This window comes from Zhongshania antarctica (genome assembly GCF_014202945.1).
Classification (GTDB): Bacteria; Pseudomonadota; Gammaproteobacteria; order Pseudomonadales; family Spongiibacteraceae; genus Spongiibacter; species Spongiibacter antarcticus.
In genome coordinates, this window is record NZ_JACHHW010000005.1 from 205,393 (window position 1) to 223,602 (window position 18,210).

Annotated in this window: 17 protein-coding genes; 5 read left to right on the forward strand and 12 right to left on the reverse strand. The window is 52.9% G+C overall.

The genetic code is table 11. The features are described 5' to 3' along the window. Positions 1-113 precede the first annotated feature (113 nt). From HNQ57_RS10170 to HNQ57_RS10210, 9 genes are all read right to left on the reverse strand, one after another. Positions 114-1,136 carry a DUF4785 family immunoglobulin-like domain-containing protein gene (locus HNQ57_RS10170; protein ID WP_184462634.1) on the reverse strand — a complete coding sequence of 341 codons (1,023 nt, stop codon included), beginning with the start codon at positions 1,134-1,136 and terminating at the stop codon, positions 114-116. A 26-nt stretch (positions 1,137-1,162) separates the two neighbouring features. Further along, a complete protein-coding gene (locus HNQ57_RS10175; RefSeq protein ID WP_184462636.1) occupies positions 1,163-2,170 on the reverse strand; it encodes a hypothetical protein in 1,008 nt (335 codons plus the stop codon). A 370-nt stretch (positions 2,171-2,540) separates the two neighbouring features. Continuing rightward, positions 2,541-3,137, reverse strand: a complete 597-nt coding sequence (locus tag HNQ57_RS10180) for a pyridoxamine 5'-phosphate oxidase family protein (RefSeq protein ID WP_184462637.1) — start codon at positions 3,135-3,137, stop codon at positions 2,541-2,543. A gap of 36 nt (positions 3,138-3,173) precedes the next feature. Next, a complete protein-coding gene (locus HNQ57_RS10185; protein ID WP_184462639.1) occupies positions 3,174-3,812 on the reverse strand; it encodes an NAD(P)-dependent oxidoreductase in 639 nt (212 codons plus the stop codon). A gap of 116 nt (positions 3,813-3,928) precedes the next feature. Then, complete coding sequence (locus HNQ57_RS10190) at positions 3,929-4,309, reverse strand: VOC family protein (protein ID WP_008253365.1); 381 nt, start codon at positions 4,307-4,309, stop codon at positions 3,929-3,931. Positions 4,310-4,407: 98 nt separating this feature from the next. Beyond that, entirely contained in the window at positions 4,408-6,297 is a 1,890-nt protein-coding gene (parE, locus tag HNQ57_RS10195; protein ID WP_184462641.1) for a DNA topoisomerase IV subunit B, read from the reverse strand. A 99-nt stretch (positions 6,298-6,396) separates the two neighbouring features. After that, positions 6,397-6,978 carry a YqiA/YcfP family alpha/beta fold hydrolase gene (locus HNQ57_RS10200; RefSeq protein WP_184462643.1) on the reverse strand — a complete coding sequence of 194 codons (582 nt, stop codon included), beginning with the start codon at positions 6,976-6,978 and terminating at the stop codon, positions 6,397-6,399. After that, positions 6,975-7,781 carry a 3',5'-cyclic-AMP phosphodiesterase gene (gene cpdA, locus HNQ57_RS10205; RefSeq protein WP_184462645.1) on the reverse strand — a complete coding sequence of 269 codons (807 nt, stop codon included), beginning with the start codon at positions 7,779-7,781 and terminating at the stop codon, positions 6,975-6,977. Before cpdA ends, HNQ57_RS10200 begins: the two co-directional genes overlap by 4 nt. A gap of 73 nt (positions 7,782-7,854) precedes the next feature. Continuing rightward, a complete protein-coding gene (locus HNQ57_RS10210; RefSeq protein WP_226968306.1) occupies positions 7,855-8,298 on the reverse strand; it encodes a DUF1249 domain-containing protein in 444 nt (147 codons plus the stop codon). A gap of 121 nt (positions 8,299-8,419) precedes the next feature. Here HNQ57_RS10210 and HNQ57_RS10215 point away from each other — a divergent pair, with 121 nt between their 5' ends. Beyond that, positions 8,420-9,880, forward strand: coding sequence for a TolC family outer membrane protein (locus HNQ57_RS10215; protein ID WP_184462646.1), 1,461 nt, complete (start codon positions 8,420-8,422; stop codon positions 9,878-9,880). Here the strand turns inward: HNQ57_RS10215 and waaA are convergent. The 3 genes from waaA to HNQ57_RS10230 all read right to left on the reverse strand — a co-directional run bounded on the left by waaA (position 9,870) and on the right by HNQ57_RS10230 (position 12,885). After that, positions 9,870-11,156 carry a lipid IV(A) 3-deoxy-D-manno-octulosonic acid transferase gene (gene waaA / locus HNQ57_RS10220; protein WP_184462648.1) on the reverse strand — a complete coding sequence of 429 codons (1,287 nt, stop codon included), beginning with the start codon at positions 11,154-11,156 and terminating at the stop codon, positions 9,870-9,872. The genes HNQ57_RS10215 and waaA overlap by 11 nt on opposite strands. A gap of 128 nt (positions 11,157-11,284) precedes the next feature. Next, positions 11,285-11,938: an isoprenoid biosynthesis glyoxalase ElbB gene (gene elbB / locus HNQ57_RS10225; RefSeq protein ID WP_184462650.1), complete on the reverse strand. Its 654-nt coding sequence runs from the start codon at positions 11,936-11,938 to the stop codon at positions 11,285-11,287. A 2-nt stretch (positions 11,939-11,940) separates the two neighbouring features. After that, a complete protein-coding gene (locus HNQ57_RS10230; protein ID WP_184462652.1) occupies positions 11,941-12,885 on the reverse strand; it encodes a Ppx/GppA phosphatase family protein in 945 nt (314 codons plus the stop codon). Between the two features lie 90 nt (positions 12,886-12,975). Here HNQ57_RS10230 and trxA point away from each other — a divergent pair, with 90 nt between their 5' ends. The 4 genes from trxA to HNQ57_RS10250 all read left to right on the forward strand — a co-directional run bounded on the left by trxA (position 12,976) and on the right by HNQ57_RS10250 (position 18,098). Further along, entirely contained in the window at positions 12,976-13,302 is a 327-nt protein-coding gene (gene trxA / locus HNQ57_RS10235) for a thioredoxin TrxA (RefSeq protein WP_008253347.1), read from the forward strand. 226 nt (positions 13,303-13,528) lie between these two features. Then, entirely contained in the window at positions 13,529-14,797 is a 1,269-nt protein-coding gene (rho, locus tag HNQ57_RS10240; protein ID WP_008253345.1) for a transcription termination factor Rho, read from the forward strand. A gap of 151 nt (positions 14,798-14,948) precedes the next feature. Further along, positions 14,949-16,412, forward strand: a complete 1,464-nt coding sequence (ubiD, locus tag HNQ57_RS10245; RefSeq protein WP_184462654.1) for a 4-hydroxy-3-polyprenylbenzoate decarboxylase — start codon at positions 14,949-14,951, stop codon at positions 16,410-16,412. A gap of 1,329 nt (positions 16,413-17,741) precedes the next feature. Next, on the forward strand, positions 17,742-18,098 hold the full coding sequence (locus HNQ57_RS10250; protein WP_184462656.1) for a septal ring lytic transglycosylase RlpA family protein: 357 nt from the start codon (positions 17,742-17,744) through the stop codon (positions 18,096-18,098). The last annotated feature ends 112 nt before the right edge of the window (positions 18,099-18,210 follow it).

Consider the following 18,210-nt stretch of genomic DNA (forward strand, 5'->3'; position numbering starts at 1 on the left):
TGGCGGCATTATAGCGGCATGACCGCGATTACTCCAACACTGGCATTTATCCGTCGCGATTAAGCCCACAAAAAAGGGCGACCAGAGCCGCCCTTTTCCTTAACTGACCAGAACTAGCGCTTAACCAAGCCCTCCAGTCGTGTCGCAGCGTCCAATAAATCTGCCCGGCCAAAGGGCTTATCGGTGAACTGAAGGTTTAGGTAGGGTTTTGTTACATGCGCTGCAGTCACTACCGGGCCAAGTGCATTCGGCATTGCCCCTGCGGTGGTTAAAGTCACTGAGCTCAAGGTATACGGCCCCGAAACACCTGCCTCGCGGAGGATCAAGCCGTAAAAGCTTAAGTCCACCCAGTGACTGCCGGGCTCCAAATGAACCGCATTTTGAGATAAAGACAAGGACTCACCCAAAGCTGACGCCAAGACGCCCGCTAAGTGGTAGCGACCAGCGACCGCCACATCTACCTTTGCGGCAACAACTAAACTGCCCTCACTCAAGCGATCTCGATACTCGCCAGTGAGCTGCGCGCCCGGCTGACTAAAGAGGAAGCCGCCCAGCGCAACGCGCTGGTCTTGATCTGCATTAACCGCAGTCACTTTTATGGCAATATTCTTGGCACTACCCAAGTCGGGCTGGTGAGTCGCGGGCAAAACATAGCTGGCGGTATACACCCCGTCCCCCGCTTGTTGATCGCCATCTTTGCCATCATCGCGATAGCTCAGCATGGCCAGTTGCTGACCGTTATTATCGACCAACTCCCCAGTCACCGCCCAAGGCCCAGCAGCACTCCTTGGCGCTGGCGCCAATAAATTCACTGAGCTTGCTGGGCGCTCAGCTAGCGAGGCGTAAAAATGCGCCGTATCGCCAGTACTATAGCGAATATCCGAAGCCCACACTGACAACGCGGGACCGGCGCCCGCAGGCCCCGCCTGGGTTTGCACTGTGGCTTCACGCCCAGCTTGTAACGGGTCCGCTAGGGCTCCGGACACTGGCTGCGACCACTCAGGGTAACGGGCCATGGTGCGGTACTCCGCCGCCGCCTGCGCCGCGAGATCTGGCGTTACCGCCGCGATTGTCGCCATTGGCGCCAAGCTGAATAATGATGCCGCCAGTAGGGGCTTAATGTGTTTTCTTTTCATTGCGATACTCCCTTAAATTCGGCCAATTAATACAAAGTGCTAATAAAGCTAGCACTGGTCATTGAACTCTGGACTTGGGTATTGGGTGCGCACGGCGCGCCGCTACAGGTCCAAATGCCATTGGGAATTTGCCGACGCACATCGGAATCGCTAGCGTCGCGTTCGTCACTGTGATTTTCATGGGCCGCATCCAAGTTCCGGAAGCCAGAAACTTCCTGTTTGGCGCTATTTCCGCACACATTACTGTTGTTGTAGCTCGCGCTCGCGCTACCGCTACAGGCAAAAATAGAGGCGTATTGCACAACACCGTCGTCTTCACCGCTTAAGCAGGCGCTGGCGCCAAATATGGCTTCATAGCCACCTGTTAAGTAAATGTTTTTTGCCGGCGCGCTGGCATAAGTGCGAACCTGTACATCGTCGCTGCTGCGCAGCCACCATGTTGCATCGTCACAGCTTTGAATCCAGCCTGCAGCCCAGTTACAGCCCCAGCTTGAACCGCCGCACACCGCGTCAGCACCCTCGGAACCGCGGTGGGCGCCACCTAGGGTAATTGCTATGCCAACCCGTGTTGCTACGGTGTCATAAGGCCCGTTGTAATTGTAATTTGGGTCAGAGGCGTCATTATTTCCCAAGATATAATCCGTTACAGTACCACCCATGCTGTGGGCAATAATCCAAAATGAGCCACCTTGGGCATAGGTTTGCGCGCAGCGATTCCCGCCACCATCGGCAACGCCATTGGTTGCCGCAACAATTTCATTGGCTACCTCGCCAGCCGCTAAGGCATCCCAATAGGGCTTGGTGCCGTTGTAACCCACCACATAGTGAGAGGCCGAGTAATTTTTGGTGGCTGTACGCACAAAGTCGTTACTGCCATTTACCCAGTAATTACGTGCTGAATTCCAGCTGGTATAGGTATTGGTGTCCGTTTGCTTGCCGTGTACAAAGATCAAACACGGCGCAGCGAGAACGTCACTCACCGCGAAAAACAGACACAAGCCCAAGGCCGCACGCAGTGCGGATAAATATCTCATAGCTAAACTCCCATTTATTATGCATTGCTTTATTTCGGGTTTATCCGTGACCAGCACACCTAAAGGCGACCAATTAAAACGGATCGCTACAGTTAAAGAGATGATTTAAATATCGGCCAATAGCCTGAATGAATTGTCACAATTTATTATATTTATGTCGTAGTGAGCGCTAGCGATGCCGGGAACAGGCAGCAAGATATTGATTTACTTATTATTTATAAACACGACGGAGTTCACATTTACATAGTCACAACGGGGCAGCGCGCGCCAACACCAGGCAATTGCTTAACGCGCCCGACATGGTAATTCTTTAAACTCGATCTCGCTCTTGGGAGAGGTAATCGCTGGGGCACTAGCGCCAAACACCAGCTTAAGGCACCAAAAATTGGCGCTGCCAACCGCCCTCTCTCTGGGTCCATAAGGTACGTTGATGCATATCGCCCCCCTCTCCGACCTGCCAGCGCTCGACAAAATTCACTGCCAGCTGCAAACCCAAGGCATTTTCAGCCGGCGGAATATCCTCATCGCGGGGATAATCCGCTTTGAGCTTCGCTATGTCAGCGAGGAAAGCCTCTCTACTTTCTATGACGGCGCTTTGTGCCTGGTGATTTACATAATAGAGATCCAGGATTTTTGCGTCATACGGCTTTCGCTGCCAATGATCATGCATCTCAACCGCCGATAATTCTCGAAGTTGATTGCCACCCAAGCGGTATTGACGCAGCAGCTCTGGCCAAAAAACCAAGATTTCAAAGTTTCCGTTATTTTTCAGCTGCTGCCACTTGGGGCTACTGGCGCTGACAAAGAGCACTAGGGCGTTATCGGTCACTGCGCGCAATACCAGTGTTCGCGTTACCGGCCTACCATCAAGCCCGACTGTCGCCAGTGAGCAATAGCGCGCATTCGCCAATTTTTGAGCTTGCGCCGCTTGCCAGTCCGCCGCAAAACTCATGATGGGATCAATCATAAGTTTCTCCACGTATAAGTGCTCTCTAGAGAGTATTTAGTATTGCACTATTGGTGCCTTAGATAACCACTCATCATTACTCAATTGCTTCAACATCGCGTGCGCGCAATCAGCAAAACTGATGCGCGAAAACCCATTAAACCGGTCAAAGCCTAGGCGATAATCACCTCGCATAGGCCCCTTAGCCATTTGCAATGGCCGCACGCCAATATGAGGAATGTCAGGGTAAGACTTGAGCAAGAGATACTGATGCTCTTTATCGATATGACGCAGGCTCATAAAGGTTTCAGCAAACTTGCGCACAAACTTCGCGCCGAAGCCAATAACGTCCTGCTCAACAAAGGTGCTGCCGCCGCCACACCAAATAAATCGTGCACCGCAGTCGCCGCGCAAGGCATCGAGAATAATCCGCGTTACATCAGTGCAGAGATCCGGCGGCGAATGCTTGTCGACACCAATAGCGAATAGTACCGCGTCAGTATCTGCAGCAATCACGCGCCAGACATCTTCAGGGCACAGCGCATCGCCTTCCACTACACAGACTTTACTGCGCAGCTCAGCTGATATTTTTTTAGCTGAGCGTACTAAAACCGTCAGTTCATGACCAGCGGCTACCGCCTGCTGTAAGCACTCACTGCCAAGCTGACCAGTGGCACCAAACAATGTAATTTTCATCGCAACAGCTCCCACGTTAATACCGCTATTATTTGATGCTCGGACAACAGAACGGGCGTACACAAAAAAGGGCGAGGCTTAAAATTAAGACCTCGCCCTTTTGTTACCGCTTCGTTCTACGCCATACGGTGCAAAGCACAAATCTTATTACCCGACGGGTCTCGCAAATAAGCTAGGTATAATTTTCCGAGGCCACCTTCGCGCACACCCGGCGCCTCTTCGCAGCTCACGCCGCCATTGGCCAATCCCGCCGCGTGCCATGCATCGGCTTGGGCTGGATCTTTAGCGGCAAAGCCAATGGTAGAGCCGTTGCCATGGCTTGCTGGATTACCGTCAATTGGCGGCGTAATCGCAAAAACGCCGCTATCGGTAAAATAAAAACAACGGCCCCGGTCATCAAAAACACCCGGCTGATAACCCATTGCGCCGAGAACAGCATCGTAAAATACTTTCGACGCCTGGACATCATTTGCACCAACCATAATATGACTAAACATTTTTTATTCTCCTTGTATCCACTATAAACAACTCGCAACCATGATTGCGCTTACGCTAAAAATGACTCATTGATTTCCGCAAATTTCAAAAACGACGATCACAGTAAAACCTCTGCCTCATCGCCGCTGGCTTCAAGCCAACTCTTACGATCTGGCGCCCGCTTTTTAGACAAGAGCATGTCCATCAGGCCATCGGTTTCGTCGCCGTCTTCTATCGACAATCGCACCAAACGCCGCGTATTCGGATCCATAACCGTCTCGCGCAATTGCAGCGGATTCATTTCACCCAAGCCTTTAAAGCGGGTGACCGATATTTTGCCGCGCTTATTTTCAGCTTCTAGACGATCCATAATGCCCTGCTTCTCAGCATTATCCAGCGCATAAAATACGTCTTTACCAAGGTCAATACGGTATAACGGCGGCATGGCAATATAGACATGCCCCTTCTCAACCAATGGTCTAAAGTGCCGCAAAAACAGCGCGCACAACAAAGTGGCAATGTGCAGTCCATCTGAGTCCGCATCGGCTAGCACACAGATCTTATTGTAACGCAGGCCGCTAAGGTCATCTGAGTCGGGGTCAATGCCCATGGCCACGGAAATATCGTGGACTTCCTGTGAGGCCAAGATCTGCTGAGACTCGACCTCCCAGGTATTCAAAATTTTGCCGCGCAGCGGCAGTATCGCCTGAAACTGACGGTCTCGCGCTTGCTTGGCCGAGCCACCCGCCGAATCACCCTCGACGAGAAACAGCTCGGACCGCTCGATGTCGCCACCGGAGCAGTCGGCCAATTTACCGGGTAACGCGGGACCCGCTGACACTTTTTTACGCACCACTTTTTTGGCTTTACGCATACGCGACTGGGCATTGTTTATGCACAGTTCGGCAAGCTTCTCAGCATCTTCAGTGTGCTGGTTTAGCCACAGGCTAAAGGCGTCTTTGGCTACCCCTGACACAAAGGCGGCGGCTTCTCGCGAACTTAAACGCTCCTTGGTCTGCCCTGAAAACTGCGGATCGGCCAATTTAGACGACAACACATAGCTGCATTTTTCCCAAATATCATCAGGCGCGAGTTTGACGCCACGGGGAATCAAGCTGCGAAATTCACAAAACTCGCGCATGGCGTCAAGCAGACCGCTGCGTAAGCCATTCACGTGGGTGCCGCCCTGCGCTGTGGGAATCAAGTTCACATACGACTCGGTGAGCGGCTCGCCGCCCTCAGGCAGCCACTGCACCGCCCAATCTACTGCCTCAGAACGCCCACTAAAATGACCGATAAACGGCTCTGCAGGTAAGGTCTCGTACTCGCGAGTATGGCTGGACAGATAGTCACGCAGGCCATCTTCGTAATACCACTCTTCACTCTCGGCACCCGTCTCATCGACAAAGATGACCTTCAGGCCTGGACATAAAACAGCCTTCGCGCGCAGCACATGTTTGAGGCGCCGCACCGAGAATTTAGCCGTGTCGAAATACTTGGGATTAGGGGTGAAGCGAATATAGGTGCCGGTATTGCGCTTCCCGCAACTATCAATCACCGCCAGCTCGGACGCCTTGTCGCCGTCAGCAAAGAACATTTGATGCACTTGGCCGTCGCGTTTAATAACAATTTCAAGAGAGCTAGACAGCGCGTTAACAACCGACACCCCGACCCCGTGCAAACCACCTGAAAATTGATAATTGTCATTTGAGAACTTACCCCCAGCGTGCAGAGTACACATAATGACCTCCACCCCCGGCAAACCCTGCTCCTTGTGAATATCCACCGGCATGCCGCGACCGTCATCGGCGCAGCTCAGAGAGCCGTCATTATAGAGCGTAACCGTAACTTCTTTGGCATGGCCAGCCAGCGCCTCGTCGACGCTGTTATCGATTACTTCTTGAGCAAGATGGTTTGGCCGAGTGGTATCGGTGTACATTCCCGGGCGCTTGCGAACAGGCTCTAAACCGGTAAGGACTTCAATGGACTGCGCATCATATTGTGACATTTGAAACCATTTTAGCGGCAAGGCCGCATTATCTAATTATGTAAGAAAACGTCGTCGCCACTGCGGCAACGATCCTCAACTATTCACCTTGCAGCGGTATTACGCCAGCTGCAAAAAATCCACCACCGCGGCCAAATGGCGATCAAAGCCTTGAAAGCTGTGATCGCCCCCCGCTTCCACGGTCATTTTGCTACCACGATAAAAATCGAGGGCGCGGCGGTAATCCAATACTTCATCTGCCTCTTGCACCAAAACCCAGTAGCGGCTGGTTTGAGGCACCACGCCCATATCACGAAGCCCATCGATATCGGCCGTTGTGAGGCTAAAATCTACCTCTGTATAAGGGTTACGATGGGCACCAATAAAATGTTCGGCAAAATTATGTGGTTCTACCGCCGGGTTTATCAAGACCGCGGGTAAATCATAGCGCTCAGCCATCACTGTGGCCAAAAATCCGCCGAGGGAGCTACCGACCAAGCCCAGAGGGCTGGCGCGCTGTCGCAGGCAATCTTGCACTAGGCGGTCAACTTGCTGACAAGCCTCACCTGGATTATTCGACAAGCCGGGAACAATATAGTCAATATCCGGATACTGAGCGGCAACAAATTCACCCAGCTGCTGGGCCTTTGTTGAGAGCGGTGACGATAAAAAGCCATGAATGTAAATTAGTGTTGCCGTCATTCGTAACCACGAGCCGAATTATCAACCGCGAATATTACACCTTTTACCCGCGACACTCTCGTCTGAAACTCACGCTTATCCCCCAGCCAAAACCGGCGATACGCTGGGTTGCACTCATCCAACGCAAAATTGACACTGTTTGGCGCGAACTGAATACAGGTCGAGGGTGTGCTTAGCAAACCAATATTTTGAAACAATTGCTCTGACTGCTGGTGAACGTGACCGCAAACAATGGCTTTGAATTGATCGTTATTGGCAATGGTCGCAAACACCGCGTCGGCATTTTCGATCTGCTGCTCATCGAGCCAAGCACAACCTACCGGCTGTAAATGATGATGCACAAAAACTAGCGTGGGGAAATCAACGCGCGCAGCGTCGGCCAAAATCGCCAATTGATCGGCGGCCAAATTACCGCCAACCTGCCCCGGCACCGCTGAATTTAAAAATACCAGCTGCCAGTCGCCCAGCACTATACGGCTCGGCATCCACTGCGCGCCGACAATATTCTGCATCAGCTCGCTATTGTCATGGTTGCCCGGCAGCCACACTATTTGCTTTGCCATTCCATTCAGGCGAGCAGCCAAACGCTGATAGGCGCTAGCGTCACCGTGGGCAGCCAAATCACCGGAAGCCACTAGCACATCTATTTCTGGGCACTCCTCGGCCACCGCCTGAAGAACTGCCTCTAGGCTATTATCGGTATCCATGCCAAGCAGCGGGTCGCCGAGATCAGCACCCAAATGACAATCGCTAATTTGCACCACGCAGAGCGGCGCCTTGTTAGACTGAACAGGCAATTTCACCGTTACCTCATTATCTATTGCTTGATTTATACGGTATGACCTTTGCCAGCACCAGTAAATTTCGCGGCCGCTATCATATTTCGAGAAGATTCAGCGGGTTATCCAGTGAATGCCCCAACGCTAAGCAGAGACTCAGCCACTCGCCCAGATACGTGTTCTGTTGGGCTTTTTCGTCGCGCTGCAACATGCCCGCATTGGGGTAGGCATAGCGCGGTTTTAATGGGCGCAAGCCTTTGGCGCCCATGACCTCGGCCAATTTAGCATCGTGGTAGACCCGCACTTGCAAAGATGGCACCGGCAGACCAGCCAACAGCGGTTTGTGTAAACGCAGTTCCAGCATCGTGGTGTAGGGAGCACGCTCTTTAACTAGCAGTTCAACCATATTGGCCGCCACCCCAAAACGCAGACAATCGCCCGCCTCGGCGTCAGCGGGCAATAGCTGCCGCAAGCGCCGAAAATTCAGTTCGCAATCGGCCAAGTGGCCGCTGAGATCAATTTGATAGCGTTGACTACTCACACGTCTCCCGATATTTAGCCATCTAAACCATAACTTTAGTTAATATTCATTCTCAATCAGCTGGAGTTTGATACACTCCTTGGCTATCTAAACCTCCCGCACTGGAGCACAGGTTAACTCTATGATTGCCAAACGTCATCTTCTCAATGTTTCTATCGCGGCGCTATTCACCAGTCAATCCGTGTTCGCCGACACCTTACTCGATGTTTACGAGCTAGCCGTAAAAAACGATCCCCAGCTTAAATCAGCCGAAGCCAGCTACCGCGCCAATATTGAAACCGAGAACCTCGGTCGCGCCGCCCTGCTGCCACAGGTCACCGCCCAAGCGTATTACCAAGACGCGGAGACCGACCGCGAAAGTAAAAGCGTAAACTTTTCTTCGACCACGGGCACAGTCGGCGGCTCCAGTAGCGCCGACGTTATTAACCAACAGACATCCACCAATAGTGAAACTGAATCCTATTCTGTTTCACTGAACCAAGCTTTATTTGACCTGCCTGCGTGGTTCACCTTCCGCGCCGGTAAAAAGATCTCTGAACAAGCTGAGGCGCAATTAGCCTATGAGCAACAGCAGTTAATCATACGGGTTTCCGAAGCCTATTTTAACGTGCTGCGCGGCCGCGAGAACTTAGATGCTTCTAAAGCCGAAGAGCGCGCCGCCAAACGTCAACTTGAACAGACCCAACAACGCTTTGATGTCGGCCTGATCGCAATTACCGACGTTCATGAAGCGCGCGCGGTATACGACAGCACCGTAGCGCAGCGCCTTGGTTTTGAAGGTAATTTGGCGATCGCCAGAGCAAATCTCAGCAGCCTAACTGGGCAAGAACACAATAATCTGTGGTCACTGAAATCCGACTTCCCCATTACCATGCCAGAACCGCTAGATCGCGCCGAGTGGGTGGACTTTGCCCTCGCCAACAATAAATTACTGAAAGTTTCTGCCGCTGGTGCTGCATCAGCTTACCAGTCTGCACAAGCCAAGAAAATGGGCCACCTACCCAAGATTACCGGCAGTTTCACCGCCAGCAAGGACGACCTAGATGGCACCACCCGCTATATGCCGAGTAGCACGTTTTCGACGCCACCCGATACGTACACCGAATCCGAAGCGCTGCGTATAACGCTAACCATGCCACTGTTTGCCGGTGGCGGTATAAGCGCTGGTCGCCGCCAAGCTTACGAGCAGTACAATGCCGCCAATTACAGTGCCCAAGCCACCCAGCGCCAAGTCATTACCGGCACCCGCGCCCAGCATATTGCGGTCTACACTAATGTACAGACGGTTAATGCCCGTCATCAAAACATTATCTCTACCCGCAGCGCCCTTGACGCAACGGAAGCAGGTTATGAAGTGGGCACGCGTAATATCGTCGACGTGTTAGACGCTCAGCGCCGGCTTTACGCCGCAATGCGCGACTACACAAATGCTCGTTATGATTACGTCGTGAACGTACTGAAGTTGAAATTAAATGCCGGCACCTTAAGCCCCGCCGACATTCTCTATTTCAATAAATGGTTACAGGCATCGGAATCGGTCTCGCTAAGCGACCGCGCGCCCGTCACCAGCGTTAATCCTTAAGATAGCCTTCAATAATCGCGAGCAAGCGCTGCAAGGCGCCGCGATTATTGTCTACCACCGCTTTTGCCGCCGCGCCCTGGCGCTCACGGCAAAGGGGGTCGGCAAACAAAGCTTGCAACACCTTAGTCAACGCCCCGTCACTATCAATCTTTTGCAAGCCACCCGCCGTCTCTAGCAAAGCACTGATTTCAGCAAAATTGAAGTCACTTAGCCCAGTCACCACCGGCAAACCCCAGGCCGCAGGCTCCAAGGTATTATGACCGCCATGGTCGATTAAACTGCCGCCGACAAAGGCAATATCGGCGCAGCCTAATAGCAGCAGCAATTCGCCCATGGTATCGCCTAAAATAACCGATGTAGTGCTCGCCACAGGGGCAGCCGCAGCGCTGGCTAGACTCGCGCTGCGACGTTCAAAGTTCAAATCGCTACTGGCAATCAACTCGGCCACCTTCGGAAAACGCTCTGGGTGGCGAGGCACAAGAATAAGCACAGCGTCGGGGTGTTGCGCCAATAACGCCCGATGAGCGGCGAGCAGCACTTCATCCTCGCCAGCATGGGTGCTGGCGGCGATCCACACTGGGCGATCACCCAGCCAATGACTGCGCAGTTCGCTCGCGTGCTTATACAATTCTGCGGGAATAGCTAAATCGAATTTAATACTACCCGACACCGTCAAATTTGCCTCAGGAACACCCAGCGAGGCAAACCGCGCACCATCGGCGGCGCTTTGCGCCACAACCTGACTAAACCGCGAAAATACGTCTCGACTCAAACTGCCAAGACGACCGTAACCCCGAGCCGAGCGCGCCGACAGACGAGCATTGGCGAGAATCACCGGAATTCCTCTAGCCTCGGTCTGGCAAACCATATTCGGCCAAATTTCAGTTTCCATGATTACTGCGAGCTGCGGCTGAATGCGGTTCAAAAATCGCGCGATGGCATCAGGTAAATCGTAGGGCGCATAAACGTGAAAAACCCGATCACCAAACATCGCCTGCACCCGCTCCGAGCCGGTGGGGGTCATGGTGGTTACCACCACTGGCAAATGGGGGTGCTGAGCCAAAAAATAATTAATCAGTGGCGCCGCCGCAATGCTTTCACCCACCGACACCGCATGCACCCACAAACCACCGGTATGCGCTGGGGGCTTAAAAAACCCAAAACGCTCAGCAATCCGATGACGATAGGCAGGCGCTCGCGACGCCCGCCACAGCAGTCGCACCAGCACCAGAGGCAGGATTAAATAGAAAAAAACACTGTATAAAAAACGGGGCATAAATAAGGCTTCAACTCCGACGCTCAACACGTCACGGCAATTAAAAAGCTAGTAGCTGTAGATTCGCTGGCCATTATACCCAGCCTATTATCGCGTTTTTGCTTTAAAACGCGGTTTTAATCCGCTTTTCAGACCAAACTCAGCACTTCCCTAACGCAGCGGTTAATGCCTCTAGCCGCCTCGGCGATACTGCCCGCCACCATATAGGCCGGGGTGGTCACCAGCTTCATGTCTTTATCAATGCAAACCTCGTCAACTGCGCACACCTGGTGATTACCGCCCATGGCCGTAATTGCTGCCGCAGTCTCAGCATCACTGCCAATAGTGCACTTTACGCCCGAACCAAAAATGCGCGCGGCCATGGTTGGCGCAATACAAATTAGACCAACCGGCTTCTCCGCGCCATGCATAGCCTGCATAAAGCTAAGCACCTCAGGCAGCACATTCATTTCAGCGCCGTTAACGGCGAAGTCGGACAAGTTTTTGGCCACCCCAAAGCCACCGGGCACAATAACGGCATCAAAATCCGCGACATTTGCCTCATTCAGGTTTTTCACCCGCCCCCGCGCCAAGCGCGCCGACTCCACCAGCACATTACGGCCCTCACCCTCGACCACTTCGCCACTAAGGTGGTTAATAACATGCATTTGCTCTATATCTGGCGCAAAACATTGGTAACTCGCATCGTGATTTTCTAGCGACAGCATGGTCAACACGCTCTCGTAAATTTCGGAGCCATCGTACACGCCGCAACCGGCTAACAGTAACGCTACTTTTTTCATGTCTACTCTCCTTTATTCTTGGTCTCTACTGACACAGCCGATACCGTCCCAGCATTAACGCTACGCTCAAGAATTCCCTCGCGCAGACCGCGCTCAGAAACCGCCATCTCATCGATATTTAATGCCTCAAAGAGGGCAAGTACAATGGCTAATCCCGAGGCGAAAATTGACTGCCGGTCTGCGGGTAGCCCCTCAAAAAATACCGACTCCACACTGGTAAAGGACTGCAAATCTGCCACCAAGTGCCGCAAGTCGTCTCGGTAAATTCCTCCTGAGTGGCCGCACCGCGCAATAAGCACCTGCTCAACGGCCAATAGCGTTCCCGAACAGCCAACAACTGCAACACCTGATGGCAGCGCGAGTGTCGCGGCGGCACGCTCAAACTCCGCACGCGCGGCAGTCAGCGCCGCGTTAACATCGGCTCGGCCTAAGCGCCCCTCAGGAAAATAACGCAAATAGCTCAAACAGCCCACCGCCACACTGCGGCCCCGCGCCATACCCTGGCCGTGACCAAACGCCAACTCAGTGCTGCCACCACCTATATCGACCACCAATTGCGCGCCATGGCCAGCCTCGTTGCCGACCCCGAGATAAACCAACTCGGCCTCTAGTTCACCGCTGACAATTTCTGGCATTACCCCTAACACGCTCTGCACTTGCAGGCAAAATGACGCCGCATTGGCCATGCCGCGCAGCGAAGCGGTGGCCACAATATGCAGGGGCATAGGATCGTAGCCCTCCAGTATTTGTTTATACTCCACCAAACAGGCCAGCGCTCGCATTTGCGCATCGGCCTGTAAAAATCCGCCATCATTCCCCGCTGCCAGTTGCACCTTACGCTCGGTCTTATAGCAAGACCGCCATGTTCGATGCTGTATTTGGCCAATCAATAAATGAAAGCTATTAGAGCCCATATCAATTGCTGCAATATATGAAGCTGCCGTCAAATTTACACCCCTGTCTGCTTTCACTTCCGTCTAAATCCTGTGCTATCATCGCACATCCTAAATTTTATGATGTGTAATCGGAGAAATAACATGAGCGACAACATCGTTCACGTCACCGACAGCAGCTTTGAAGAAGACGTGCTGAAGTCAGACGTACCTGTACTGGTCGATTTCTGGGCAGAGTGGTGTGGTCCCTGCAAAATGATCGCCCCGGTACTGGAAGAAGTGGCGGTTGAATTCGCCGGTAAGATCAAGATCTGCAAAATCGATGTTGATGCCAATAGCGACACGCCACAGAAATTCAGCGTACGCGGCATTCCTACACTGATTATTTTCAAAGGCGGCAACGCCGAAGCGACTAAGGTCGGCGCGCTGTCTAAAACTCAGCTGCTCGATTTTATTAACGCGGCACTGTGATTCAAAATCGCGCGGCGCCCTAGCGCCGCGCGATTTTACTGAATTTAAATACTAGACGCCTCTGGCTTTCAATGATAGAGTGCTGACGATCCTTCAAAGAATACCCAATAATTAACCTTATTTTCGCTCCTGCTATACACGTCGAGTTCGTTTCGGCTTTCCGACTCTGCCGTTCCTGCGTCTCGCTCATATCTCGTCTAATTGATACCACTAAACCCATATACCTATGAATCTTACCGATCTAAAAACCAAACCAGCACAAGAATTACTCGACATCGCCAAAGAAATTGGCCTAGACAATGTCTCCCGTTCGCGCAAGCAGGACATCATCTTCTCCATACTTAAGCGCCACGCTAAAAGCGGTGAAGACATCCATGGCGACGGCGTATTAGAGATCCTGCAAGACGGCTTCGGCTTCCTGCGCTCCGCCGACTGTTCATACCTCGCTGGCCCCGACGACATTTACGTTTCACCCAGCCAGATCAGACGCTTTAACCTGCGCACTGGCGACAGCATTGCCGGCAAAATTCGACCACCGAAAGAAGGCGAGCGCTACTTCGCTCTGCTGAAAGTCGACGAAGTCAATTTTGCCCGCCCCGAGCAGTCCAAAAACAAAGTCCTGTTTGAAAACCTGACCCCACTGTTCCCCAATGAGCGCCTGACCCTAGAACTGGGCACCGGCTCTACTGAAGATTTAACCGGTCGCATCATTGACCTCGCCGCACCAATCGGCAAAGGCCAGCGCGGCCTAATCGTCGCACCGCCAAAAGCGGGTAAGACCTTGATGCTGCAGAATATTGCAGCGAGTATTATCCGTAACAACCCCGAGTGCTACGTCATCGTTTTACTGATCGACGAACGCCCAGAAGAAGTAACTGAAATGCAGCGCTCGGTTGGTGTACGCGGCGCCGAAGTTGTCGCCTCGACCTTTGACGAGCCACCGGCACGCCACGTACAAGTGGCCGAAATGGTTATCGAAAAAGCCAAGCGTTTGGTTGAACACAAACGCGACGTCGTTATTCTACTCGACTCCGTTACCCGCTTGGCCCGCGCCTACAACACCATTGTGCCGAGCTCCGGCAAAGTACTCACCGGTGGTGTTGACGCCCACGCCCTAGAACGCCCCAAGCGCTTCTTCGGCGCCGCGCGTAATGTCGAAGAAGGCGGCAGCCTGTCAATCATCGCCACCGCGCTGATCGACACCGGCTCAAAAATGGACGAAGTCATCTACGAAGAATTTAAAGGCACGGGCAACAACGAATTGCACCTCGACCGTAAAATTGCCGAGAAACGCGTTTACCCCGCAATCAACATCCGCCGCTCCGGCACCCGCCGCGAAGAGCTGCTAACTGGTGAAGAAGAACTCGCCAGAATGTGGATACTGCGTAAATTGCTGCACGGCATGGAAGATACCGCCGCCATTGAGTTCTTGATCGACAAACTGAAAGACACCAAGACCAATGCCGAGTTTTTTGATTCAATGAAGCGTAAGTAGTATTGAATGCTTGACGGGAGACGGGAGATGCTTAAAAGCAAAACCCTAAATACCCGTCAAGGTTTACACTTGGGCTTAATTAGCGCGGTGCCTGCCGCGCCTATTATTTTGACCTTGCATCTCCCGTCTCCCATCCAGCGTAACGCCTGCTATGTATAAAGACCTCAGAGAATTCATTGCCGACCTCGAAGCCAAGGGCGAGCTGAAGCGTATTAAGCATCCTGTTGATCCCATTCTCGAAATGACCGAGATTTGCGATCGGGTATTGCGCGCCGGTGGCCCCGCACTTATTTTTGAAAACCCCATTGGTTACAACATACCCGTACTGGCGAATTTATTCGGCACCGAAAAGCGGGTGGCCATGGGCATGGGCAAGGACGACATCAAAGCCCTGCACGAAGTCGGCGAGCTACTCGCGTTTCTGCGTCAGCCCGATCCGCCAAAGGGCCTGCGCGACGCCTGGAGCAAGCTGCCAGTATTCAAGCAAGTATTGAATATGGGCCCTAAAATGGTGAACGGCGCCGCCTGCCAACAATGCGTGATTGAAGGCGATGCGGTCGACCTTAACACCCTGCCAATTCAAACCTGCTGGCCCGACGATGCCGCGCCGCTCATTACCTGGCCACTGGTAATTACCCGTGGCCCAAACAAAGAACGCCAGAATCTGGGCATTTACCGCATGCAATTAATTGGCAAAAACAAGCTGATTATGCGCTGGCTGTCCCATCGCGGTGGCGCCCTCGATTTCCAAGAATTTAAACAGGCCCACCCCGGCGAAAGGTTTCCAGTTTCGGTTGCCCTTGGCGCCGACCCAGCGACCACCCTCGGCGCAGTAACACCAGTGCCAGACAGCCTCAGCGAATACGCCTTTGCCGGTTTATTGCGCGGCAGCAAAACTGAACTCACTACCAGCCTAAGCAACGATCTAAACGTACCCGCCAGTGCGGAGTTTATTTTAGAGGGCTATATCGACCCAACAGAGATGGCCGACGAAGGTCCCTATGGCGACCACACTGGCTACTACAACGAAGTCGATAGCTTCCCAGTATTTACCGTGACCCATATCACTCATCGCAAACAGCCAATTTACCACAGCACCTATACCGGTCGGCCACCCGATGAGCCCGCAGTGCTCGGCGTCGCTTTAAACGAAGTGTTAGTGCCGCTGCTGCAACGCCAGTTTCCCGAAATTGTGGATTTCTATCTGCCGCCCGAAGGCTGCTCCTACCGTATGGCGGTAGTCACTATTAAGAAACAATACCCCGGCCACGCCAAACGCGTGATGTTTGGGGTGTGGTCGTTTTTACGCCAATTCATGTACACCAAGTTTGTGATTGTTTGCGACGACGACGTAAACGCCCGCGACTGGAACGATGTCATCTGGGCCATTACCACCCGCATGGACCCCGCGCGGGACACTGTACTGGTGGAAAATACCCCCATCGACTACCTCGACTTTGCCTCGCCGGTATCTGGTCTTGGCTCAAAAATGGGAATGGATGCCACCAATAAAATGGGTGGTGAAACCACCCGTGAATGGGGGCGGCCGATTGTGAAAGATCCGGCTGTTATTCAGAAAATCGATGATATCTGGGACAAGTTGGGGTTGAGTTAAGCTCAGCGCTTGGCACCTCCTCGCTGGGCGACTTAGTTATTCGGCACTAAGTGTCTCACCCTACGGGTCGCCAAAAAGCGGGATCAAGGGCATTCGCTACGCTCACATGGATACCTGCCTGCGCAGGTAAGACGAAATTCTCGGGCATAATGAGATACGACTGAATCGTCACCCCTGCGAAGGCAGGGGTCTATTTCAGCAACGAAGCATGAGATAGATGCTGGCACCCCGGGCCCTTCAGCGCCGCTGAGCACTGCAGCAAGCAACGGCATTCGCAATCCCGTTCACAGGGATACCTGCCTTCGCAGGTAAGACGAAATTCCTGGGCATAATGAGATACGACTGAATCGTCACCCCTGCGAAGGCAGGGGGCCATCTCAACAACGAATCATCAAATAATTACGGCACCCCACCCCTTCAACGCCGCTGAGCACTGCAGCAAGTAACGGCATTCGCTATCCTGCTCACAGGGATACCTGCCTGCGCAGGTAAGACGAAATTCCCGGGCATAATGAGATACGACTGAATCGTCACCCCTGTGAAGGCAGAGGTCCATCTCAACAGCGAAGCATGAAATAGTTACGGCACCCCACCCCTTCAGCGCCGCTGAGCACTGCAGCAAGTAACGGCATTCGCTATCCCGCTCACATGCATACCTGCCTTCGCAGGTAAGACGAAATTCCCGGGCATAATGAGATACGACTGAATCGTCACCCCTGCGAAGGCAGGGGTCCATCTCAACAACGAAGCATCAAATAGTTACGGCACCCCACCCCTTCAGCGCCGCTGAGCACTGCAGCAAGTAACGGCATTCGCTATCCCGTTCACAGGGATACCTGCCTTCGCAGGTAAGACGAAATTCCCGGGCATGATGAGATACGACTGAATCGTCACCCCTGCGAAGGCAGGGGTCTATTTCAGCAACGAAGCATGAGATAGATGCTGGCACCCCGGCCCTTCAACGCCGCTGAGTGCTGCAGCAAGTAACGGGTTCAAGCTGGAAACAGTTTGAGCAGCAGGCGCGATTTTTCCGGGGTACGTTACCCGCGCCGTTACTTGCGTACGCGTGTAAGGCATCGATGGCATAAAACAAGGGCGTCTGACACAAGCAATTCCCAGCAGCCCCCTCGGAACTAATTCCGAATCCCAAGATCGATTAGTGCGCACACACTTATACTACGCGCCCTTGGGAGGTGTTTTTTGGCAAAAATCTTAAGCAATCGGCTTGGCTTAATAAAGCCGACGCGACGGCCAGCCTCAAGCGGCAATAAAGCCTTAGCGACCCTCGCTATATTCACACTACTGCTCTTCTTAGCCGGATGCTCGTCAATGCCAAAGGAAGAGGAAGCCGTCGTAGTGGAGGAGACAGCGCCCGTGATTGAGGAACCCCCCGTCGTCGTGGAATCCGGTCTGGCTTCTTATTATGGTGATAGACACCACAATCAAAAAACCGCAAGCGGCGAGCGATATCGGCATGAGCTAAAAACCGCGGCCCATAGAACCCTGCCACTGGGTAGCTACGTTAAAGTCACAAACCAAAAAACCGGCCGAAGTGTATTGGTAAGAATTAATGACCGCGGCCCTTTTGCACGGGGGCGGATTATTGATCTTTCCAAGTCGGCCTTTGCTGAGATTGGCAATACGGCATCGGGCTTACTCCATGTCGACGTTCAAGTCATTGAGTAACTCTACATTTGCTTAAGCAAAGACGTGGGCTATAGCGCCGAGCCTCAATAACAACAGCCCATGAATAATGCTAAACTTGCAGGCCGCAGCAGCCCATCACAAGTAAAGTCCG